The sequence below is a fragment of the Streptomyces sp. NPDC102270 genome, from assembly GCF_044766405.1.
In the GTDB taxonomy this organism is placed as follows: Bacteria; Actinomycetota; Actinomycetes; order Streptomycetales; family Streptomycetaceae; genus Streptomyces.
In genome coordinates this window covers 259,673-279,204 of the sequence record NZ_JBIWLX010000001.1, presented here as the reverse complement: position 1 = coordinate 279,204, position 19,532 = coordinate 259,673, and the positions used below count along the sequence as shown (strand labels likewise).

General features: G+C 70.7%; 19 protein-coding genes. 11 read left to right on the top strand and 8 right to left on the bottom strand.

The window, feature by feature from the left end; translation table 11 throughout:
- The first annotated feature begins 94 nt into the window (after positions 1–94).
- Complete coding sequence (locus ACIRP7_RS01195) at positions 95–976, top strand: radical SAM protein (protein WP_403652217.1); 882 nt, start codon at positions 95–97, stop codon at positions 974–976.
- On the top strand, positions 973–1,389 hold the full coding sequence (locus ACIRP7_RS01190; protein ID WP_403652214.1) for an NUDIX hydrolase: 417 nt from the start codon (positions 973–975) through the stop codon (positions 1,387–1,389). Before ACIRP7_RS01195 ends, ACIRP7_RS01190 begins: the two co-directional genes overlap by 4 nt.
- Here the strand turns inward: ACIRP7_RS01190 and ACIRP7_RS01185 are convergent.
- From ACIRP7_RS01185 to ACIRP7_RS01170, 4 genes are all read right to left on the bottom strand, one after another.
- Positions 1,361–3,079 carry a hypothetical protein gene (locus ACIRP7_RS01185; RefSeq protein ID WP_403652211.1) on the bottom strand — a complete coding sequence of 573 codons (1,719 nt, stop codon included), beginning with the start codon at positions 3,077–3,079 and terminating at the stop codon, positions 1,361–1,363. The two genes, ACIRP7_RS01190 and ACIRP7_RS01185, sit on opposite strands and share 29 nt — an antisense overlap.
- Before the next feature lie 3 nt (positions 3,080–3,082).
- Positions 3,083–3,781 (bottom strand): hypothetical protein, encoded by a 699-nt coding sequence (locus ACIRP7_RS01180; protein WP_403652208.1) that lies wholly within the window; start codon positions 3,779–3,781, stop codon positions 3,083–3,085.
- Between the two features lie 60 nt (positions 3,782–3,841).
- Positions 3,842–4,372 (bottom strand): hypothetical protein, encoded by a 531-nt coding sequence (locus ACIRP7_RS01175; protein ID WP_403652205.1) that lies wholly within the window; start codon positions 4,370–4,372, stop codon positions 3,842–3,844.
- 69 nt (positions 4,373–4,441) lie between these two features.
- A complete protein-coding gene (locus ACIRP7_RS01170; protein ID WP_403652203.1) occupies positions 4,442–4,951 on the bottom strand; it encodes a MarR family winged helix-turn-helix transcriptional regulator in 510 nt (169 codons plus the stop codon).
- A 104-nt stretch (positions 4,952–5,055) separates the two neighbouring features.
- Here ACIRP7_RS01170 and ACIRP7_RS01165 point away from each other — a divergent pair, with 104 nt between their 5' ends.
- From ACIRP7_RS01165 to ACIRP7_RS01145, 5 genes are all read left to right on the top strand, one after another.
- Positions 5,056–6,006, top strand: coding sequence for an EamA family transporter (locus ACIRP7_RS01165; protein ID WP_403652200.1), 951 nt, complete (start codon positions 5,056–5,058; stop codon positions 6,004–6,006).
- A 221-nt stretch (positions 6,007–6,227) separates the two neighbouring features.
- Positions 6,228–7,556, top strand: a complete 1,329-nt coding sequence (locus tag ACIRP7_RS01160; protein WP_403652197.1) for a sigma-70 family RNA polymerase sigma factor — start codon at positions 6,228–6,230, stop codon at positions 7,554–7,556.
- Between the two features lie 113 nt (positions 7,557–7,669).
- Positions 7,670–8,428, top strand: a complete 759-nt coding sequence (locus ACIRP7_RS01155; RefSeq protein WP_403652195.1) for an SDR family NAD(P)-dependent oxidoreductase — start codon at positions 7,670–7,672, stop codon at positions 8,426–8,428.
- A 45-nt stretch (positions 8,429–8,473) separates the two neighbouring features.
- A complete protein-coding gene (locus ACIRP7_RS01150; protein WP_403652191.1) occupies positions 8,474–8,824 on the top strand; it encodes a M14 family zinc carboxypeptidase in 351 nt (116 codons plus the stop codon).
- A complete protein-coding gene (locus ACIRP7_RS01145) occupies positions 8,719–9,204 on the top strand; it encodes a hypothetical protein (protein ID WP_403652188.1) in 486 nt (161 codons plus the stop codon). Before ACIRP7_RS01150 ends, ACIRP7_RS01145 begins: the two co-directional genes overlap by 106 nt.
- Here the strand turns inward: ACIRP7_RS01145 and ACIRP7_RS01140 are convergent.
- Entirely contained in the window at positions 9,201–9,896 is a 696-nt protein-coding gene (locus tag ACIRP7_RS01140) for a hypothetical protein (protein ID WP_403652185.1), read from the bottom strand. The genes ACIRP7_RS01145 and ACIRP7_RS01140 overlap by 4 nt on opposite strands.
- Before the next feature lie 143 nt (positions 9,897–10,039).
- Between ACIRP7_RS01140 and ACIRP7_RS01135 the strand changes: the two genes are divergently transcribed.
- Positions 10,040–10,450, top strand: a complete 411-nt coding sequence (locus ACIRP7_RS01135; RefSeq protein WP_403652182.1) for a hypothetical protein — start codon at positions 10,040–10,042, stop codon at positions 10,448–10,450.
- Between the two features lie 26 nt (positions 10,451–10,476).
- On the opposite strand, the gene pepN is transcribed toward ACIRP7_RS01135, so the two are convergent.
- Complete coding sequence (gene pepN / locus ACIRP7_RS01130; RefSeq protein WP_403652178.1) at positions 10,477–13,053, bottom strand: aminopeptidase N; 2,577 nt, start codon at positions 13,051–13,053, stop codon at positions 10,477–10,479.
- A 150-nt stretch (positions 13,054–13,203) separates the two neighbouring features.
- On the opposite strand from pepN, the gene ACIRP7_RS01125 reads away from it, so the two are divergent.
- Positions 13,204–13,683 carry a DUF1203 domain-containing protein gene (locus tag ACIRP7_RS01125; protein WP_403652175.1) on the top strand — a complete coding sequence of 160 codons (480 nt, stop codon included), beginning with the start codon at positions 13,204–13,206 and terminating at the stop codon, positions 13,681–13,683.
- On the opposite strand, the gene ACIRP7_RS01120 is transcribed toward ACIRP7_RS01125, so the two are convergent.
- On the bottom strand, positions 13,680–14,696 hold the full coding sequence (locus ACIRP7_RS01120) for an aspartate-semialdehyde dehydrogenase (RefSeq protein ID WP_403652173.1): 1,017 nt from the start codon (positions 14,694–14,696) through the stop codon (positions 13,680–13,682). The genes ACIRP7_RS01125 and ACIRP7_RS01120 overlap by 4 nt on opposite strands.
- A 207-nt stretch (positions 14,697–14,903) precedes the next feature.
- Here ACIRP7_RS01120 and ACIRP7_RS01115 point away from each other — a divergent pair, with 207 nt between their 5' ends.
- Entirely contained in the window at positions 14,904–15,431 is a 528-nt protein-coding gene (locus ACIRP7_RS01115; protein ID WP_403652170.1) for a sigma-70 family RNA polymerase sigma factor, read from the top strand.
- A 1-nt stretch (position 15,432) separates the two neighbouring features.
- The gene (locus tag ACIRP7_RS01110; protein ID WP_403652167.1) at positions 15,433–16,131 is read left to right on the top strand and encodes a hypothetical protein; all 699 of its coding nucleotides are present in this window, start codon (positions 15,433–15,435) and stop codon (positions 16,129–16,131) included.
- 61 nt (positions 16,132–16,192) lie between these two features.
- Here the strand turns inward: ACIRP7_RS01110 and ACIRP7_RS01105 are convergent, their stop codons facing one another.
- On the bottom strand, positions 16,193–19,501 hold the full coding sequence (locus ACIRP7_RS01105) for a S8 family serine peptidase (RefSeq protein ID WP_403652164.1): 3,309 nt from the start codon (positions 19,499–19,501) through the stop codon (positions 16,193–16,195).
- Positions 19,502–19,532: the final 31 nt, after the last annotated feature.

Genomic DNA, 19,532 nt, shown 5'->3' with positions numbered 1-19,532 from the left:
GGGGCAGTGTTCGAAAGGGAGCGGCTCGGCTGCACTCGGGTGACAGTTTGAGCGTCCGGCGGCGGGCTGCTTCGCGCGCTGTTAGATTCGGCCGGTGCTCCCCCCGTACGTGGATCTTCGCCCGATCGGCAGATGCAATCTGAGCTGCCCTTTTTGTTTCGGACCTCGCCACGAAATGCCCACCATGCGTCGTGCGGAGGCATTCCGGATCGCCGCGACGCTGCGGCAGGAAGGGGTGCAAGGAGTGGTGATCTCGGGAGGCGAGCCCACGCTTCTGCCGTATCTCGGGGACCTCGTCCAGGAGTTGAGCAGTCCGCTGCCGGACGGCGGAGCACCTCCCAGGGTGGTGCTCAGTACCAACGGGCTCGCACCGCTCAAGGTGATGCAGCGCGTGCTGCCGGGGTTGTGGTCGATCGCCCTGCCGCTGGAATCGGCGGACGAGAAGGAGCACCGGGAACTGCGCAAAGGTGTCGCGCCGCACCGGGGAAAGGTCCTCGGTCTGCTGCAGGAGGTACGGAAGAACCACCAGCAGGTCGGGGTGAAACTGGGGACCGTCGTCACCCGGCGCAATGTCGCCGGAGCTCCGCGCGTGCTCGAGCTCATCGAGGACTCCTGCCTTCCCGACGTGTGGAAGGTCTACCAGATGTCGGAGACCAACTACGGCGCCGACAACGCCGGTTGGCTCTCCGTCGGCGACGAGGAGTTCGAAGACGTGGTGGCCCGCTGCCAGGAGTCCGCCGACGCCCGCGACGTTCCCCTTCGGGTCTACCGGAACGCCGACAGGGCGGGCACCTACTTCTTCATCGACCCCGACTGCGAGGTCGTCGTCGTCGACGCGGGCGAGGAACGGCGGCTCGGCAACTTCTTCGACCTCGGGCGGGACGACGGCATGCCCCATGCCGGTCTGGTCCAGGCGTTCAGCAATGCCGCGAATTTCGTCGGAACATATCCGGAAGAACGGAGAGGTCAGCGATGACGGCGGCACACGTGCGCGTGGGAGTGCAGGCCATCGTCCGCTCCGGCGGGAGTGTCCTGCTGGGGCTGCGGGTCAACACCTTCGGCGCCGGCAGCTGGGGGCTGCCCGGCGGGCACCTGGAGATCGGCGAGACCCTGACCGGCGCCGCGTGCCGGGAGCTGGAGGAGGAGACCGGCGTCCGTGCCCGGGGGGAGGCGCGGGTGGTCTGTGTCACCGACCCGGACCCGGCCGCCAACCATCACATGCAGGTCGGTGTGGAGATCCCCGACTACACGGGCCAGATCCGGGTGCGCGAGCCGGACCGGTGCGAACGCTGGCAGTTCTGGCCACTGGACGCGCTGCCCACGCCGTTGTTCGTGGGCTCGGTGGAAGTGCTGCACAAGGTCAGGGACGGGGCACTTCTCCCCTCCTGACACTGGCCCTCATCCGCACGGAGGCGAGCGCCCCCATCTCCGACCGCAGCGCCGCCTTGTGCTGTTCCTGGTTGGTCTCGAACTCCTTCCAGGTGCTGGAGAGTTCCCACTGGGCCCGGAACTCCTCCAGGCTGTCCGCGTAATACCGGCTGTCCTTGCGGAACTCCACCTCGAAGACGCTCATGCCGCGTCGCGTCCGGCGCTGCGGATTCGACGTGATGTACGGCTCGAAGAACCCGGCGTTCGAGGTGAGCAGGGTGGAGCCGCTGACGTCCATGGAGGTGATCCGCAGCTCGATCAGGTCCGGGTACATCGACTTGAGCAGCCGGTACGAGTCGATCACGGGCAGGAAGGTGTTGTTGTACGAAGGGCTGCTCTCCACCAGCTCCACGATGTTCTGGTAGTTGCCCGGTTCGGCCGCGGTGTCGTGCGGCATGAACGCGGCGAGGCTGTTCCAGGGGCTGCTGATGACGACGTGGAAACGGACCCCGCGCTCCAGCGCGTCCTTGACCCGGCCGTAGAAGAGCCGTGTCTCCTTCAGGAAGTAGGAGGCCCCGGCGTGGGCGATGAGGCGGATGATGTCCGTCTCCTCCTCCAGCGCCTTGCGTTTCGCGTCGTTGCGCTCGGTGTTCTCGTGGGGCTTGTACACCCTCTCGATGTGGTACGGGAGCTTGTCGTCCGGGGTGATGGCCGCCCGCATCTCCGCGAGTTCGTCCTGCAGGATGTGCGTCTGGGGATGCTCCTGGCCGAGGTCGGGAGAGGTGACGGCACGGGCGGCGGCGGTGACGAAGGCCTGTACGGCGGCCTCGGTGCGCTCGTTGGCCTGTCCGTCCCAGCCGCCCGCCGCCGCGAACTCCGTGGCCGCGAGGGTGGCTTGGGCGATGATCGTCTCGCGGTGCTCAAGGCCCAGGGTCACCTGCGCGGTGACGTACAGGAGTTCCAGTGCGGCCAGGTTCTCGAGGCTCGGCTCCGCGTCGTGGCGGGCCGCGGCCAGGGCGACACGGGCGCCGAGGGCCCGGGCGTGGTCGCCGCCCTCGCTCTCGACGAACCGGGTCACCGACTGGTCGAAGCTCTCCAATGCGTTGTGCAGCTCCTGCTCGTCGCCGGACGCCCTGGCGAGGTCGAGGCGGACCCGGTCGGCGGTCAGCCGGGTCTCCAGGTCCTTGTCCTGTTCGTACTTGAGCGAGTCGAGCGCCTTGTTGGCCCAGATCGCGGCCGCCTCCGGATCGCCCAGCTGAAGGCTGACGACGCTCAGATTGGCGAGGATGGCCGGGACCTCGTAGGTCTCGTACTCGTGGGCGCGGGTGAGCGCGCAGTCCAGTACGGCCATGGCCCGCACCAGGTCGCCCTGTTCGGCGAGCAGGGAGCCGAGGTGGTTCCACAGTTCCGGCTCCCGGTAGACGACCTGGTCGATCTCGGAGAGCCGCATGGCGCGCAGTGTCGTGTCGGTCAGGTCCGCCGCGGCCTTGTCGAGGCCGAGCGCCAGCAGCAGTTCGACCAGGTGGGCGTACCGGGCGATCCGCTCCGGTTCGTCCTCCCACACGGCCTGGCCGCTGCGCAGCCGGTCCACGTAGCCGATGAGCGCCGCCTCGGATTCCCGCGCGGGCCGCGTCTGTGTGCCGCCGTCCTCGTGTTCCGCCTTTTCCTCGGCGACGGATATCGCTTCGTCGAGGTCACTGATTTCGATCATCGATCAGTTTCCTTCTGACGGACGCCGTGCACGCCGGTTCGGATCGGTCCTCGTCCAGCGCGGGCGCACGCTTCCGTATCCCCGGTCGTGGAGCACCTGATTGGCCCGGGTGCGTTTCTCCGCTCTCTTGCCGCCGGTGACGTCGTTGAACAGCCTGAGCGCCTCCGCCACCGAGATGGCGAACGCCTCGTCGCTCTCGCGGGGCGAGGTGTCCCGGGGCCTCACCAGCAGACCCAGGACGACGGGAGGGTCCTGGCGGGTCTCCTCGATCGGGCTGCCGGCGTAGGCCGCCGGGTCGCGCAGGATGCGCTCGCAGCGCAGCCGCAGGGCCGTCACCGTGAGGTGGGGACTGTCGTGGTAGACGGCTTCGGGTTCGACGACGCTGCCCGTCAGGGGCTTGGGGTCGACGGAGACGGTCGCCCGCCAGGACTGCCCCCGGTGTGCCTCGCCGAAGGCGGTCGTCGCCAACGGGCCCGTGGTGCCGTTCAGTTCGAGTCTGAGCAGGGCCAGGTCCGACGGTGTGTTGCCCCAGAGGATGTGCGCGGGTGTGCCGTCCCGCAGATGCAGGAGCGGCTTCGTCGTGAGGACGTCCGGCCCGAGTGCGTGGGCGGTCGTCAGCGCGAAGGGGCGTGCGATACGCAGGCCGGACGCGATGCGCTTTCCGGCGAGATATAACTCGATCAGATGCTCGTCCCGCGCCATGGCCCGGCCCCCCGTCTGTTCCGCTGCGCGTTCCAGAAGTCTCACCCGGAACGAAGAACGTTAACCGTTGTCGGGTTTCCTTCCCTTCCCGCTTTTGCCGTGGACGTCGGCCAGCAGCAGTTCGAGGAGTTCGCTGTCGGCCTCCTCCGCCTCCTCGACGCGTTTCAGGAATTTCTTCCACAGGCCGTCCGCCTGGCTGGGGAGCCGGACGTCGGCGCCCTGCTGGTGCCACTCCTCCCATGCCTCCAGCCACCGCTGCACACAGTCGAACGACCTCTCGCAGGCCTCGCGCAGCCGCTCGGAACTGTAGAGCTCGATACGTGCCGCCAACGTGGCCGCGGAGTGCAGGGCCTCGCTGCGCACGCCTTCCAGCTCGGGGAGGTCGAAGCTGCGCCGGGTGTGGGCGCGGAGCTGGGCGTAGGTGTGCACCGTGCTCATGAGATCGTCGTACGTGGCCACCCGGCGGTCCCAGAGCCGCCGCTCCCGTTCGCGTCTCGACGTCGACCGTTGGGTGAGCCAGGCGGCGCTGAGGGTGGCCGTCGCGCCCAGGGACGTACCGATGAGAGCGGCCTCTGTCGGTGAGATGTGCACGCCGTCATGATGCGGGGGTGGTGGGGCGGACGGAACGCCTCCGTCGGGGTGGGGCTCGCGGAACCCGGGTCACTCCGCTGAGTTCTGAGTCCCTTCCAGCAACGCTCGCAACAGGTCGGCCAGTTGGTCGGCCTGTTCGTCGTCGAGGGTGGACAGGGCCTCCGTCTGGGCGGTCAGGCCCGCTCCCACCGCCTCGTCGATGACGGCCAACCCCTTTTCGGTCAGGGTCACTTGGAGTCCGCGGCGGTCGTGGGGGTCGGGGGAGCGGCGGAGCAGGTCGGCGCGTTCCAGCTTGTCGAGGCGGCCCGTCATGCCGCCCGTGGTGAGCATCAGCGTCGAGGAGAGCCGGCGGGGGGAGAGGGTGTACGGCTCACCGGCGCGGCGGAGGGTGGCGAGGACGTCGAACTCGCCGCGGGAGATGCCGTAGGGGGCGTACGCCTTCTCCACGCGGTCGCCCATGGCGCGGGAGAGGCGGTAGATGCGCCCGAAGACCTCCATGGCCCGGGTGTCGAGGTCGGGCCGCACGGCCGCCCACTGCTCGATGATCGCGTCGACGGCGTCCTTGCGCTGTGCACTCATGTGCCGAGTATCCGCGGGGCTCGGCTCGGCCGCAAAAAAGTGGCTTGCAGGAAAGTAGCTTAGTGGTAAGCTACTTTCCTGCAAGCTAATGAGGAGAGGGAGTCATGAGGAAGCCGACCACGAACCGCCCCGCCACGATCCTTCTCACCGCCCTCGCCCCCGTCTCCTGGGGCACCACCTACGCGGTGACCACCGAGTTCCTCCCCGCCGACCGGCCCCTGTTCACCGGCATGATGCGCGCGCTGCCCGCGGGACTCGTGCTGCTCGCCCTCGCTCGGGTGCTGCCGCGTGGGATCTGGTGGGGGAAGGCGGCGGTGCTCGGGGCGCTGAACATCGGGGCGTTCTTCCCGCTGCTGTTCCTGTCGGCGTACCGGCTGCCGGGCGGGATGGCCGCGGTGGTCGGGTCGGTGGGGCCGCTGATCGTCGTCGGACTGTCGGCCGTGCTGCTGGGGCAGCGGCCCACCGCCCGGAGCGTGCTCACCGGGCTCGTGGCCGCGTTCGGCGTCAGTCTGGTCGTCCTCAAGGCGGCCGGGGCCCTGGACGCCGTCGGTGTGGCGGCGGCCTTCGCCTCCACCGCCTCGATGTCCGCCGGGACCGTGCTGACCAAGCGCTGGGGCCGCCCCGACGGCGTCGGCCCGCTCGCGCTCACCGCCTGGCAGCTCACCGCCGGCGGCCTGCTCATCGCGCCCCTCGCCCTCCTCGTCGAGGGTGCTCCGCCCGCCCTCGACGGCCGTGCGGTCGGCGGCTACCTCTACCTCGCGCTGGCGAACACGGCGGTGGCGTACTGGCTCTGGTTCCGCGGCATCGGCCGTCTCACCGCCACCCAGGTCACCTTCCTCGGCCCGCTGTCCCCGCTGACCGCCGCGGTCGTCGGCTGGGCGGCGCTCGGGCAGACGCTGACCCCGCTCCAGCTGACGGGCATGGCGCTGGCCTTCGGGGCGACGGTGGCGGGGCAGCTGGGGGTACGGCCGTCCGCCCGGCGGTCGTTCGGTTCTGTTGAGCGGGATCACCGCAGGGCCCCGGCGGACCTGGCGCTTCCGACCGTCCGCCGGTAGGGGGCACACCCGGCGGGGGCGTTGTAACGTCACGGGCAGAGGCTGCGCTTCAGTTGACGGGCAGGGCGCCGGCCTTCGGGGCGACGGTGGCGGGGCAGCTGGGGGCATAGCCGTCCGTTCGGTCGTCGTTCGGTTCTGTTGAGCGGGATCACCGCCAGGCTCTGGCATGGGGCGTTGTAACGTCACTCCGGCATCGCGTTACGAAACTCCCGGAGGCGCACGTGGCCACAGACGTCTGCGCGGTGTGCGGGAAGCCGCTCGCCGCGCGAGCCGGCCGTACCGGACGCGGCTCCGTCTACTGTTCCGCCGCCTGCCGCCAGAAGGCCTACCGGGAACGGCGGCAGCCGCCGAGCCTCACCGTGCAGGGGCTCATCGACGACATCGGGCGCCAGGCGGGCCGGCTGGCGCCCCGGCCCACGGACGCCCTCTACTCGACCGTCACCGAACTGTCGGAGTCCGTCGCACGGTTGAGGCGGGTGGCCCGGACGGTACGCGAGACCACCCAGGACACCCAGGGCCCCCAGGACACCGGGGATTCCGTCACGCCCACCCCCGTTACGCAACTCACCGAAACCGACTTCGGCGCCCTCACCGAGCAGTACCGTCGTGAGATCCAGGTGCACTGCTACCGCATGACGGGGTCCTACGACGAGGCCGAGGACCTCGTGCAGGAGACCTTCCTGCGGGCCTGGCGGGCCCGGGACGGCTTCCGGGGGCGGGCGAGTGCGCGGACCTGGCTGTACCGGATCGCCACCAACGCCTGTCTGGATCTGCTGCGCCGGACCGCGCGCCGCCCGCAGCGCTACGAGCCGGTGCCGGGGATGAACCACGGCGAGGGAGAGCCGCCCGCCCGGATCACCTGGCTGCAGCCCTACCCCGACGACGAACTCCCCGTCGCCGACAGCGAGTTGCCGGAGACGGCCACCGTCTCCCGGGAAACCCTGGAGCTCGTCCTGCTGGCCGCGATCCAGCATCTGCCCGCCCGGCAGCGGGCCGCCCTCATCCTGCGGGACGCCCTCGGACTGACCGCCGCGGAGACCGCCGAGGCCATGGAGACGAGCGTGGCCTCGGTCAACAGCGCGCTCCAACGGGCCCGGCCGACCTTGCGCGCGCACCTGCCCCGGGAGCGTTCCGACTGGCGGCCCGCGGAGCCGACAGAAGCGCAACAGGCCGTACTGGAGCGGTACATGGCCGCGGTCGAGCGTCTCGACCTCGACGCGATGACCGCGCTGCTCGCCGAGGACGTGGTCCTCACCATGCCGCCGAACCCGTTCTGGTTCACCGGCCGGGACGCGCTCGTCGACTTCGTGCGGGTCAGCCTCGACCCCGCCTCACCGGCCTTCCTCGGCCACTGGCGCAGCCTGCCCGCCCGCGCCAACGGGCAGCTCGCGGTGGGGAACTACGTCCGCAGACCGGGTACGAGCGTCTACCGCGCCCAGGTGCTGGACGTCCTGCGCTTCGACACGCGGGGCCGGGGCGACCGGATCGTGGAGATCACCTCCTTCGAGCCGCACCTCTTCCCGGCGTTCGGGCTGCCCCTGCGCCTGTGACGCTGTGCGCCTGCGACCTCGCGACCTCGCGACCGATGAGCATCCGGGGAGTCGTACGTCTGCATGGATGTCACCCGGTACACCCGGTACACACCACTTCCCAGGAGTTCACCATGCTGCTCACCGACAAGACCGCGATCGTCTACGGCGCCGGCGGTTCCATCGGCGGTGCCGTCGCCCGTGCCTTCGCGGAGCAGGGCGCGAGGGTCCACCTCGTCGGCCGCACCCGTGCCTCCCTGGAGGCGGTGGCCGCCGACATCAAGGACGCCGAGATCGCCGTCGTGGACGCGCTCGACGAGGTGGCCGTGGAGGCGCACGCCGAACAGGTCGGGGACATCGACATCTCCATCAACCTGGTCACGCGCGGCGACGTGCAGGGCGCGCCGCTGGTCGACATGGCCGCCGAGGACTTCCTGCGGCCGGTCACCAACGGTCTGCGCGCCAACTTCCTCACCGCCCGGGCCGCGGGACGCCGGATGGCCGCACGCGGATCCGGAGTGATCCTCGCCCTCAACAGCGGCTCCGCGCACGGCAGTCCGATGATGGGCGGCACCGGCCCCGCGGACGGGGCGATCGACACGCTCGTGCGCAACCTGGCGATCGAGCTGGGGCCGCGCGGGGTGCGGGCGGTGGGACTGTGGGTGGCCGGGGTGCCCGAGACGTTCACCGTCGAGAAGCTCGCCGCCGTCAATCCCGCCATCGACGAGGGGGCCGTGCGGGGCATCATCGACCAACTCGCCGGGATGCGCATGACCCGCCGCAACCCCACCCTCGCCGAGGTCGCCGCCACCGCGGTGTTCCTCGCCTCCGACCACGCGGGCGGCATCACCGGCACGTTCGTCAACGCGACGGGCGGGATGGTGTCCGTCTGAGCCCGCGGCCCCGGCACCGCGGCAGGCGCCCGCTGGACAAGAAGCGTGCGGACTTCGCTCTATCCGGCAGTCGACGAACTGGAGCGAACGGCCCGCACGCTCGTCCGCGCCGCCCCCGCCCTGCTGCGGCTCAGTCAGGTCGGGCAGAGCCGGGAGGGGCGCCCGCTGTGGCTGCTGTCCGCCGGACACGGCGACCGTCACATCCTGACCGTGTCCGGCGCCCACGCCAACGAACCGGTCGGCGGGGACTCGGCGTTGCGGCTCGCCGCCCTGTTCTCCCGCCGCCCCGCGTGCTCGAACTCCTTGACGGCACCTGGCACTTCCTGCTCTGCCGGGTCCCCGACGGGGCGCACCTCGCGCACGGCTGGCAGCCGGAGAAGCCGGAGCCGTCACTGACGGAGTGTCACCGACACTTCTACCGGCCCGCGTTCGCCCGCCAGCCGGAGTCCCTGCCCGTGCCTCCCGGTGAGCCGCTGCCCGAGTCGGCCGCGCTCGTCCGGCTCCTCGACGAGCTGCGGCCGGTCGCCCAGTTCACCCTGCACGGCATCGAGTTCGGCGGTGCCTTCGTGATGACGACACGGGAGGCGCCCGGCGCCGCGGACGCCTTCCGCGGGACGGCGGCGCACCTGCGCGTCCCCGTCGACCGGCACCCCGTCGACGGCCCAGGCTGGCGGCTCGACCCGCCCGGTGTCCTGGTGCTGCCCGACGGCCACGGCGAGGGCGAACGCGACCCGAGCGGATTCGTCGCCGACAGCACCTGGCTCCACCGTTCCTAGAGACTGAGCGGGAGTGAGTCCTGTTGCCAGGATTCATGCTCAGCCGAACGCTCCGAACGGTGTTGGGCGTTCTGGTTGCCCGCGTTCGCTCCGCGGTCCGGCGGCACGCATCTGGTGCGTGGTTCGGGAACGGGAGGGCGGGGTCCCTCACCCCCAGGGACACGCCGGTCGGCCTGGACGGTCCGATGCCCCGCACGATCACTCCGGTCGTGAGGGGGCGGTGCCGTCCGTCGCCGGATCGGGTGCCCCTGGGCGCGCCTGCCGATCGCCACGGCGGCAGCGTCGTCCCGGGTCGTCTTGCGGTTTGTGCTGGTGAGGGGCTTCTGCCAGTGCTGGGCGCCCCACTTGGAGGTGTAGGCCGGGTCCACGGCGAGAGACTGGATGTGCGCGAGCTGACCAGGGCGGGCCAGCGCCCACTGATCATGCGTGGCCTTGGTGAGCGAACCCGCCCACCGGGACGACGACACCGCCGTCAAAGCCCGCTTACGGGCTGCCCACGTCTGTGCGGAATGCTCCAGGCCCTGCCCGCACCGCATTTTCAGATCCCGGGAGGCGAGGGATCCGAGGTGCGCGCCCACCAGCGCGAGGACCTTCTCATCGGCGGGCGTCAGCTGCTTGAGCCTCGTACGGACCGCCACCCCGGCAGGGCCGGGCACGACGAACGACGCCGCCAGCTCCCGCAACCCGCCCACCCCACACCCCCCATACAGCCCTTCGACAACCCGCTCACCACACCCAACGAGCCCTACCCGCAAAGGTCACACATTCGACGGACGAACTCTCATTCACCTCGCGCGACAACAGCACCCACCGGGAGGCCGCGCGGCTGGGCGAGGTGCTGCTGGGCCGGACCCGGGAACTGACGGCCGTCCTCGGGACACGGCTCGACACGGCCGTACCGCAGGAGCTGGCGCCGCTGCGGGACGCCGCGCGGGAACTCCTCGACGTGGCGCCGTCGATCGTGGCGGGCTGGGCCGCGGAGGAACCCCGGCGGTTCCACGGCCACTTCGCGACCCGGGGGATCTCCGCCCGCCGTATCCCGCTCAGGGTGGCGGCGATGGCGAGCCGCGCCCTGGCCCGCACCGAGCCCCGGACCACCGAGGTCCTCGACGACCTGGTCCGCGAGTGGTGCCAGGAGCTGGAGAAGACCTACGACCTGCGCTGGGTGCCGGTGGCCGCGCAGACCGGGGTGCATGTGCGGACGATGCTGCACACGGCCCGGCTGGTGTGTCTGGGAGGCGGATGACCGGGGCCACCCGCCTCCCCGCTGTCCTACTGAGCCGCCTGCGCGTCCGCCGCCTGGGCCTTCAGCGCGCGCTCCACGCCCGCGCGGGACTCGGAGACGAGCCGGCGCAGGGCCGCGTTCGGCTCGGCCGAGGCCAGCCAGGCGTCCGTCTTGTCCAGAGTCTCCTGGGAGACCTGGAGCGACGGGTAGAGGCCGACCGCGATCTGCTGGGCGATCTCGTGCGAGCGGGACTCCCAGATGTCCTTGACCACCGCGAAGTACGTGTCCGTGTACGGCGCGAGCAGCTCACGCTGGTCGGTCTGGACGAAGCCGCCGATGACGGCCTCCTGGACCGCGTTGGGCAGCTTGTCGGACTCGACGACCTGCGCCCACGCCTCCGCCTTCGCCTCCTCGGTGGGCCGCGAGGCACGCGCGGTCGCCGCGTGGCGCTCACCCGCCGCCGTCTTGTCCCGCTCGTACTCGGCGGCGATCTCCGACTCGTCGTAACGGCCCACCGAGACCAGCCGCTGCACGAACGCCCAGCGCAGCTCGGTGTCGACGGCCAGGCCCTCGACGACCTGGGACCCGTTGAGCAGCCCCTCCAGGAGGTCCAGCTGCTCCGGCGTACGGGCCGTCGCCGCGAACGCCCGCGCCCACGCCAGCTGGTGGTCGCTGCCCGCCACCGCCGACCGCAGGTGGGCCAGCGTGGCGTCGGTCCAGCGGGTCAGCAGGGTCTCGCGGGCGGTGGGGGCGGCGTACAGCTCGATCGCCAGCTTCACCTGCCGGTGCAGCGACTGCACGACACCGATGTCGGACTCCTTGCCGATGCCCGACAGCACGAGGGAGAGGTAGTCGCGGGTCGCGAGCTCCGCGTCCCTCGTCATGTCCCACGCCGACGCCCAGCACAGCGCGCGCGGCAGCGAGGACTCGAAGTCGCCGAGATGCTCGGTGACGAAGGCCAGGGACTGCTCGTCGAGGCGGACCTTGGCGTACGAGAGGTCGTCGTCGTTGAGAAGCACGACCGCCGGGCGGCGCTTGCCGACCAGCTGCGGTACGGCCGTCAGCTCGCCGTCGACGTCCAGCTCGACGCGCTCGTCACGCACCAGCTTGCCGCTGTCGTCGTCCAGTTCGTACAGGCCGACCGCGATGCGGTGGGGCCGCAGCGTCGGCTCGCCCTTCGCGCCCGCGGGCAGCGCCGGGGCCTCCTGACGGATCGCGAACGAGGTGATGACACCGTTCGCGTCCGTGTCGATCTCGGGGCGCAGGACGTTGATCCCGGCCGTCTGGAGCCACGCCTTGGACCAGGACTTCAGGTCGCGCCCGGAGGTGGTCTCCAGGGCGCCCAGCAGGTCGGACAGGCGCGTGTTGCCGTACGCGTGCGCCTTGAAGTACGCCTGTACGCCCGCGAAGAACTCGTCCTCGCCGACGTAGGCGACGAGCTGCTTGAGGACGGAGGCGCCCTTGGCGTACGTGATGCCGTCGAAGTTGACCAGCACGTCGTCCAGGTCGCGGATCTCCGCCATGATCGGGTGCGTGGACGGCAGCTGGTCCTGGCGGTACGCCCACGTCTTCATGGAGTTGGCGAACGTGGTCCAGGAGTGCGGCCACCGGCTGTCCGGGGCGTACGCCTGGCAGGCGATGGAGGTGTAGGTGGCGAACGACTCGTTCAGCCACAGGTCGTTCCACCACTCCATGGTCACGAGGTCGCCGAACCACATGTGGGCCAGCTCGTGCAGGATGGTCTCGGCGCGCATCTCGTACGCCGCGTCGGTCACCTTGGACCGGAAGACGTACTGGTCGCGGATGGTCACCGCGCCGGCGTTCTCCATCGCGCCCGCGTTGAACTCCGGCACGAACAGCTGGTCGTACTTCTTGAACGGGTACGCGTAGTCGAACTTCTCCTGGAACCACGCGAAGCCCTGCCGGGTCACCTCGAAGATGGCGTCCGAGTCGAGGTGTTCGGCGAGCGAGGGGCGACAGTAGATGCCCAGCGGGACGGACTGGCCGTCCTTCTCGTACACGCTGTGCACGGAGTGGTACGGGCCGACGATCAGGGCCGTGATGTACGACGAGATCCGCGGGGTCGGCTCGAAGACCCAGACGTCGTCCTTCGGCTCCGGCGTCGGGGAGTTGGAGATGACGGTCCAGCCGGTCGGCGCCTTCACGGTGAACTGGAAGGTGGCCTTCAGGTCGGGCTGCTCGAAGGAGGCGAAGACGCGGCGGGCGTCCGGCACCTCGAACTGCGTGTACAGATAGGCCTGCTGGTCGACCGGGTCGACGAAGCGGTGCAGGCCCTCACCGGTGTTGGTGTACGCGGCGTCGGCGACGACCCGCAGGATGTTGCGACCCTCCAGCAGGCCCGGCAGGGCGATACGGGAGTCCGCGAAGACCTCCGCCGGGTCGAGCGGGTCCCCGTTCAGCGTGACCTCGTGGACCGTGGGAGCGACGAGGTCGATGAAGGACTCGGCTCCGTTTTCGGCCACGTCGAAGCGCACCGTGGTCACGGACCGGTAGGTACCGCCCTCCTGCGCGCCGGAGAGGTCGAGATCGATCTCGTAGGACTCGACGCTCAGCAGCTTCGCCCGCTGCTGCGCCTCTTCGCGAGTCAGGTTTGTGCCAGGCACGCGGTCATCTCCTCGTTATGTGTGGGTTCGGCGGTTCGGTCATCCTTCCACGAACTGCCTCCCACGGATCGGGGGATTACCCTGCGGTTGCGGGGGCGCCACGTCCGATTTCCGCCGGTCATCCGTGCTCGGCCGCGTCAGCCTGGTCCCATGACGACCTACACCGCACGCCCCGTCGACTTCGCCGCCCTCAAGGAACTCCGCACCACCGACGACGCCGGCCGCTCCCCGGCCCCCTTCACGGACGAGGAGGGCGGTGCCCCGCTCCGCTGCTGTCTGCGCCGCAGTGCGCCCGGCGAGCGGATCGCGCTCGTCTCCTACGCCCCCCTGCGCCGCTGGGCGGCCGAGACCGGCGCCCGGCCCGGGGCGTACGACGAACAGGGGCCCGTCTTCATCCACGCCGACGAGTGCGCCGGGCCGGACGGGCGCGACGGGTACCCCTTCGCCCAGGCTCACCGGACGGTGCGGCGGTACTCCGCCGACGGACGCATCCTCGGCGGTGAGCTGGTCGAGGCTCCCGACGACGACGCCTTCCGAAACGCGTTCGACGACCCGTCCGTGGCACTGGTCCACGTCCGGGCCGTCGAGTACGGCTGTTTCCTCTACGAGGTGCGCAGGCCCCCGGCCTAGCCCTTGAGCTCGGCCGCCACCAGCTCCGCGATCTGCACCGCGTTCAGCGCGGCGCCCTTGCGGAGGTTGTCGTTGGAGATGAACAGGGCGAGGCCGTGGTCGACCGTCTCGTCGCGGCGGATGCGGCCGACGAAGGAGGCGTCCTGGCCGGCGGCCTGCAGGGGGGTCGGGATGTCGGAGAGGGTCACGCCGGGGGCGCCCGCCAGGAGCTCCGTCGCGCGCTCCGGGGTGATCGGGCGGGCGAAACGGGCGTTGACCTGGAGGGAGTGGCCGGAGAAGACCGGGACGCGCACGCAGGTGCCGGAGACCTTCAGCTCGGGCAGCTCCAGGATCTTGCGGGACTCGTGGCGGAGCTTCTGCTCCTCGTCGGTCTCGTTCAGGCCGTCCTCGACGAGGTTGCCGGCGAAGGGCAGGACGTTGAAGGCGATGGGCCGCTTGTAGACCTGCGGCTCGGGGAAGTCGACCGCCCCGCCGTCGTGGGTGAGCTTGTCCGCGTCGGCGGCGACCTTCTGCACCTGGCCGTGCAGCTCCGCCACGCCCGCGAGGCCCGAGCCGGACACCGCCTGGTAGGTGGTGGCGATCAGCGTCTCAAGGCCCGCCTCGGTATCCAGCACCTTCAGGACCGGCATCGCGGCCATCGTGGTGCAGTTCGGGTTGGCGATGATGCCCTTGGGGCGGTCCGTGATGGCGTGCGGGTTCACCTCGGAGACGACCAGCGGGACCTCGGGGTCCTTGCGCCAGGCCGAGGAGTTGTCGATCACGACAGCGCCCTGCGAGGCGACCTTCTCGGCCAGCGCCTTCGAGGTCGAGCCGCCCGCGGAGAACAGCACAATGTCCAGGCCGGCGTAGTCGGCCGTCGCCGCGTCCTCCACCGTCACACCGTCCAGCTCGGTCCCGGCGGAGCGGGCCGAGGCGAACAGGCGCAGCTCCGTGACCGGGAAGTCGCGCTCCTTGAGGATCCTGCGCATGACCGTGCCGACCTGACCGGTGGCTCCGACGATTCCGACCCTCACGGTGACTCCCTATCTCTTCGCACGTGACCGAGGCTTTTCCATCATGCGGCCGACCCGGGGCTCCCTGTCCAATTCTTTGCGCTCCATGCCCGAGGAATGGAACGCCTGAGCGTGTGATGTACGCCTCTGGACAATTTCCCGGGGATCCGCCGAACGTTTCCGCACCCTGCGGCGTCGTAGAGGAAACGCGGTGAGGGGAGGGTGTCTGTGCTGCGCGGAATCGCCCGCCGTGGCCAGGGGGAACAGCGGGAGGACCCCCTGGACGCGGCGCAGGAACGCCGGGTGCGGGCCGTGCTCGCCCTGGGCGGAGTGCCGCAGGCGGACCTGCCGGACGGGGTGCAGCAGGTCCGCCTGCGGTTGCTGGAGCGGGCGGCGAAGGGGTACGAGGCGCCACGGGACGTGTCCGCGTGGGCCGCCGTCGTCGCCTCCAACCTCGCCATGGACTGGCACCGGGCCAAAAAGCGCCAGGACCGGCTGGGGGAGCGGCTGGCCTCGCTGCGCCAGCACGAGCACCCCTCCGGGGAGGACACCAGCGTGCTCTCCCTCGCCGTCGCGCAGGGCCTGGACGAGCTGCCCGACCAGCAGCGCCAGGTCGTCGTGCTGCGGTTCTTCGCCGATCTGCCGGTGCGCTCGATCGCCCAGGAGCTGGGCGTCCCGGAGGGCACGGTCAAAAGCCGCCTGCACACGGCGGTCCGGGCCCTGCGCGCCCGCCTGCACGAGGACGAGGTGGTGTGAGATGACCGCGGAACACGACGGTCTCGACGCCCTGATGGCCGCCATCACCGACGAACCGCTGCCCGGGAGCGCCGCCGACGACCCGGCCTTCCTCGCCGAGCACCGCTCGGCCCGGGCCGATGTCGCCCTCCTGCGCGAGCAGCTGCGGATCATCGGCGAGACGCTGACGGAGGCCGCACCGGTCGCGGAACCCGTGCCGCCACGACGGCCCCTCGCGGCCCGTCGTCGCGCCCGCGTGCTGGCCTTCGGCACCCTCGCGGCGGCCGCCGTCGCCGGTGTCGTCACGGGTCTCGGCTGGCTCGCAGGGCACAACGGTGCGAACAGCCTGAGCTCGGCCGACTCGGGGTCCTCCAAGGCGGAAGCCGGCGTCCGCTTCGGCAGCCCGGCCTACCTGGCCTGTGCCACCACGGTCGCCGAGGGCGAGGTCACCGTGGTCAAGCGGGTCCCCAGCACCGGCGAACTCCAGGTCACCGTGCAGGTCACCCACTACTACAAGCCGACCCGGGGCCTCGCCCACCTCACCTACGTGATCCGTGAGTACGACCTCCCCGAACCCCTGGCCAAGGGCACCCGTGTCCTGTTCGGCGTGACCGAGGGCTCGCCGAGCCCCGACCACTGGGCGGTCGGGGAGCAGGAGATCGCCGTGGAGCGGGCCTGGATCACCGCTTCGCTCCCGGCCTCGCGCGGGCTCGCCTGCTAGGGCACGAGAAAGGGCGGGCGCCCATCGGACGCCCGCCCCTTTGCCGCCGTACGGAGAAGTGTTACGGCGTGACCTTCTCGATCTTCACGTTGCCGACGCCCGCGACCGTGCCGCGCGCGTTGACGAGGCTGACCTGGCCGAAGAACTCACGGCCCTCCGGCGCGGCCGCCAGGGCGGTGACGCTGCCCGAGACGGTCGTCGAGGCGCCCGTGGCGAGCTTCACCGGCGCGTCCGGGACGGTGACGGTGCCCAGGGTGCTGGAGAAGAACACGTCCTGGTAGTCGTACGCCGTGGAACCGGCCGGGACCGAGTAGCCGGCGACCTCGATGGTGTACGTGCCGGCGGCGGGCGAGGCGACCGAGACGGCCTCCTCCGAGTCGCCGTCGGCGGACGTGCCGACCACGGTGCCCGCCGCGTCGTAGACCGTCAGGTCCAGGTCGGCGGAGACGTCCGAGACGTTGCCGATGGCGACGTCGAGCGACTTCGCGCCCGCGGACACCTCGACCGTGGTGGTCTGGGTGGCGCCCTCGGCGATGGTCGGGCGGGCCGTCTTGGACGAGCCGAGCGGACCGCCGGCCAGCTTGCCGTCGATCGCGGCGAGCGTGTTGGTCACCTTCCAGGAGGCGGTGGCCGGGGTGCCGACCTTGGCCTCGGGGACGGTCACGGTCTCCGGGTCGAAGAGCGCGCCGTAGACGGCGACGTCCAGCTTGTACGGGTTGTCGAGCAGCGGCGAGGTGCGGCGCGACTCGACCTCGATCTCCCAGACACCGGCCTGCGGGTCGGCGTAGGAACGGGCGTCGGGCTTGCAGCCGTTGCCGTCGAGGTAGTTGTTGTAGCAGTACGGGGTGCCGGTGTTGTCGACAGGGACGCCGTAGGGGTGGATGGCGATGAAGCGGGTCTGGCTCTTGTCCTTGAGCCCGCCGATCGCGACTTCGAGGGACTTGGCGCCCGCGGGCACGGTCACGAAGTACGACTGGGTGCTGTTGCGCTGCACGGTGTTCGACGCGGTGTAGGTGTACTTCACCGGCGCCGAGACGACGACCGTGGTGAGGATCTGCTGGTCGAGGCCCTCGGTCTTCGGGTCGTCGACGACCAGGATCGCGCTCTTGAGGCCCGCGGACTTCGACTGGGCCTGGACCTTGACGGTCACCGGCTGGTTCAGCGGGAGCCTGATGTCGTCCTTGCCGAGGATCCGGAAGGTGCCACCGGCGTTGTTGTGGAAGTGCAGGGTGTGGAGGAGCGCCTTGTCCGCGCCGGACGTACGGGTGATGGTGACGTCGTACGTCTTCTTCTGACCGGCCTTCAGACCGCCCTCGCGGTCGTAGAGACCGGTGCCGTAGCCCGGGGTCTTCAGGAGCTGGTCGATCGCGGTGTCGACCGGGGCCTTCACGGTGTAGTTATTGGGCACGGCGTCGTGAGCGGTGGCGCCGTCCTTGATGGCGTCCCAGGCGTCCACGATGTCGATGAGGCCCGCGCCCTCCTCGTACGCCTGCACACCCTTGATGTGGTCGGCGGTCGAGGTCAGGGCGGTGCGCAGAGTGGCCGGCGTCAGCGCGAGGTGCTTCTGCTTGGCGGCCGAGATCAGCAGCGCGGACGCGCCCGTGGCCTGCGGCGAGGCCATCGAGGTGCCCTGGAGCATCGAGTAGCCGGCCGGCAGCGTGTAGCCCGACTCGGCGACCGGGGAGCCCGGCAGCCAGGTCTGCGTGGTGTTGATGGCCGCACCCGGGGCGGACAGGGTCGGCGTGAAGCCGCCGTCCTCACGCGGACCGCGCGAGGAGAACGGCATCATCGCGTACTTCTTCTCCACGGCGGAGCCGTAGTTGGAGGCCCAGGTCGCCTTGGAGATGGTCGCGCCGACCGAGATGACCTTGTCGGCCAGGCCCGGGTCGCCGATGGTGTTCGCGCCGGGGCCGGAGTTGCCCGCGGAGATCACCAGCTGGACGCCGTAGGTGTCGATGAGGCGCGTGTAGAGCTCGGCGCGCGCGTTGTTGCCGTCGTTGAGCGCGGGCAGGCCGCCGATCGACATGTTGACGATGTCGACGCCGCGGTTGACGACGAGGTCGATCATGCCCTCGGTCAGCGCCACGTTGGTGCAGCCGCCGGTCCAGGTGCAGGCGCGGGAGGAGACGAGCTTCGCGCCCGGGGCCGCGCCGTTCATCCGGCCGCCGAACAGGCCGTTGGCGGCGGTGATGCCGGCGACGTGGGTGCCGTGCTCGGACTCGATGACACCGATGTTGACGTAGTCGGCCTTGCTGCCCGCGGCGTCGTAGACGACGTCCTTGCGGATCTCGACGACGAACGGCTGGCGCTCGGCGACGTCCGTCGACGGGTCGTCGGTGCCGAAGTAGCCGACCTGGTAGCCGTCCTTGTACGGCTTCATCGGCGTGTCGTCGGCGAAGTTCTGGTTGTTGTTCAGGTCGACCCTGACGGTCCCGGCGGCCTTGTCGTACAGCACGCCCCAGGTGTCGGTGGTGTCGCCGTCCCGGTTCGCGTCACCCTTGGCGTCGCCGCCCGCGGTCGCGGCCTCACGGAACAGGTTGACCTGGTAGGAACCGGCGGGTGCGGTCCAGGTGCGGCCGTCGAAGGTGAAGCTCGGGCCGGAGACCGAGGTGGTCATGCGCCGCCAGGTGGCGTCACCGTCGGAGACCGGGTCGGTCGCCGTCACCCAGTCGACGATCTTCCGCTCACCGGTGGTGGTCTTCTGCAGCGCCGGGTGGCCGAGGTCCACGCCGGAGTCCAGGATGCCGATGGTGACCCCGCGGCCGTCCGCCTTCGGGTGGTCCTTCACGAAGTCGACGGCGCCCGTCTCGAAGGACGGGTTGTACGGGTTCTCGGCGGGGGTCTTCGCGCTCGGCGCCGGGTAGGTCTTCGCGGCCTTGTGCGCGGCGCCCTTCGCGGTGTCGGCGCTCGGCGTCGGGTCGTCCAGCGGGATGTCCTGCTTGACGTCGATGCCGTGCACGGAGGAGAGCTTCGCGGCGCCGGCGATGGCCGAGTCCGCCTTCGCGGTGGGGACGGTCGCCCGGACGTAACCGAGCTTGTCGTACGTGAGGCCCACCAGGCCGCCCTTGACCGCGTCCAGCTCCTCGGCGACCTGCTCGGTCTTCCCGGGGGCGGTGGCGACCATCAGCGTGATGTTCTTGGCGCCGTCGGCCTTGGCCTCGGCGAGCGCGTCGGCGTCGTCCGAACCGAGCTTCTCGTCGGCGGACTTCAGGCCCGGGTCCGACGCCGCGGGGGTGGTGCCCGCCTCGGCGGAGAAGGCCATGGGTATCGGCCCCGCCGCGGAGAGCGCGGCGACCAGTCCCGCGGCCGCCGCTATGCGCGCCACACGTCTCGCGCCCGATATCGGAGCGTGCTGGGGGGTGAGGGTCATCGGCATCCCTTGTAGGTAAAGGAACGAGCGG

Excerpts from the sequence above, each read along its gene's own strand:
- ACIRP7_RS01165 (WP_403652200.1), top strand. The coding sequence starts at position 5,056 with ATGAGGAAGCCGACCACGAACCGCCCCGCCACGATCCTTCTCACCGCC.
- ACIRP7_RS01190 (WP_403652214.1), top strand. The coding sequence starts at position 973 with ATGACGGCGGCACACGTGCGCGTGGGAGTGCAGGCCATCGTCCGCTCC.
- ACIRP7_RS01110 (WP_403652167.1), top strand. The coding sequence starts at position 15,433 with ATGACCGCGGAACACGACGGTCTCGACGCCCTGATGGCCGCCATCACC.
- ACIRP7_RS01185 (WP_403652211.1), bottom strand. The coding sequence starts at position 3,079 with ATGATCGAAATCAGTGACCTCGACGAAGCGATATCCGTCGCCGAGGAA.
- ACIRP7_RS01170 (WP_403652203.1), bottom strand. The coding sequence starts at position 4,951 with ATGAGTGCACAGCGCAAGGACGCCGTCGACGCGATCATCGAGCAGTGG.
- ACIRP7_RS01105 (WP_403652164.1), bottom strand. The coding sequence starts at position 19,501 with ATGACCCTCACCCCCCAGCACGCTCCGATATCGGGCGCGAGACGTGTG.
- ACIRP7_RS01125 (WP_403652175.1), top strand. The coding sequence starts at position 13,204 with ATGACGACCTACACCGCACGCCCCGTCGACTTCGCCGCCCTCAAGGAA.
- ACIRP7_RS01155 (WP_403652195.1), top strand. The coding sequence starts at position 7,670 with ATGCTGCTCACCGACAAGACCGCGATCGTCTACGGCGCCGGCGGTTCC.
- ACIRP7_RS01180 (WP_403652208.1), bottom strand. The coding sequence starts at position 3,781 with ATGGCGCGGGACGAGCATCTGATCGAGTTATATCTCGCCGGAAAGCGC.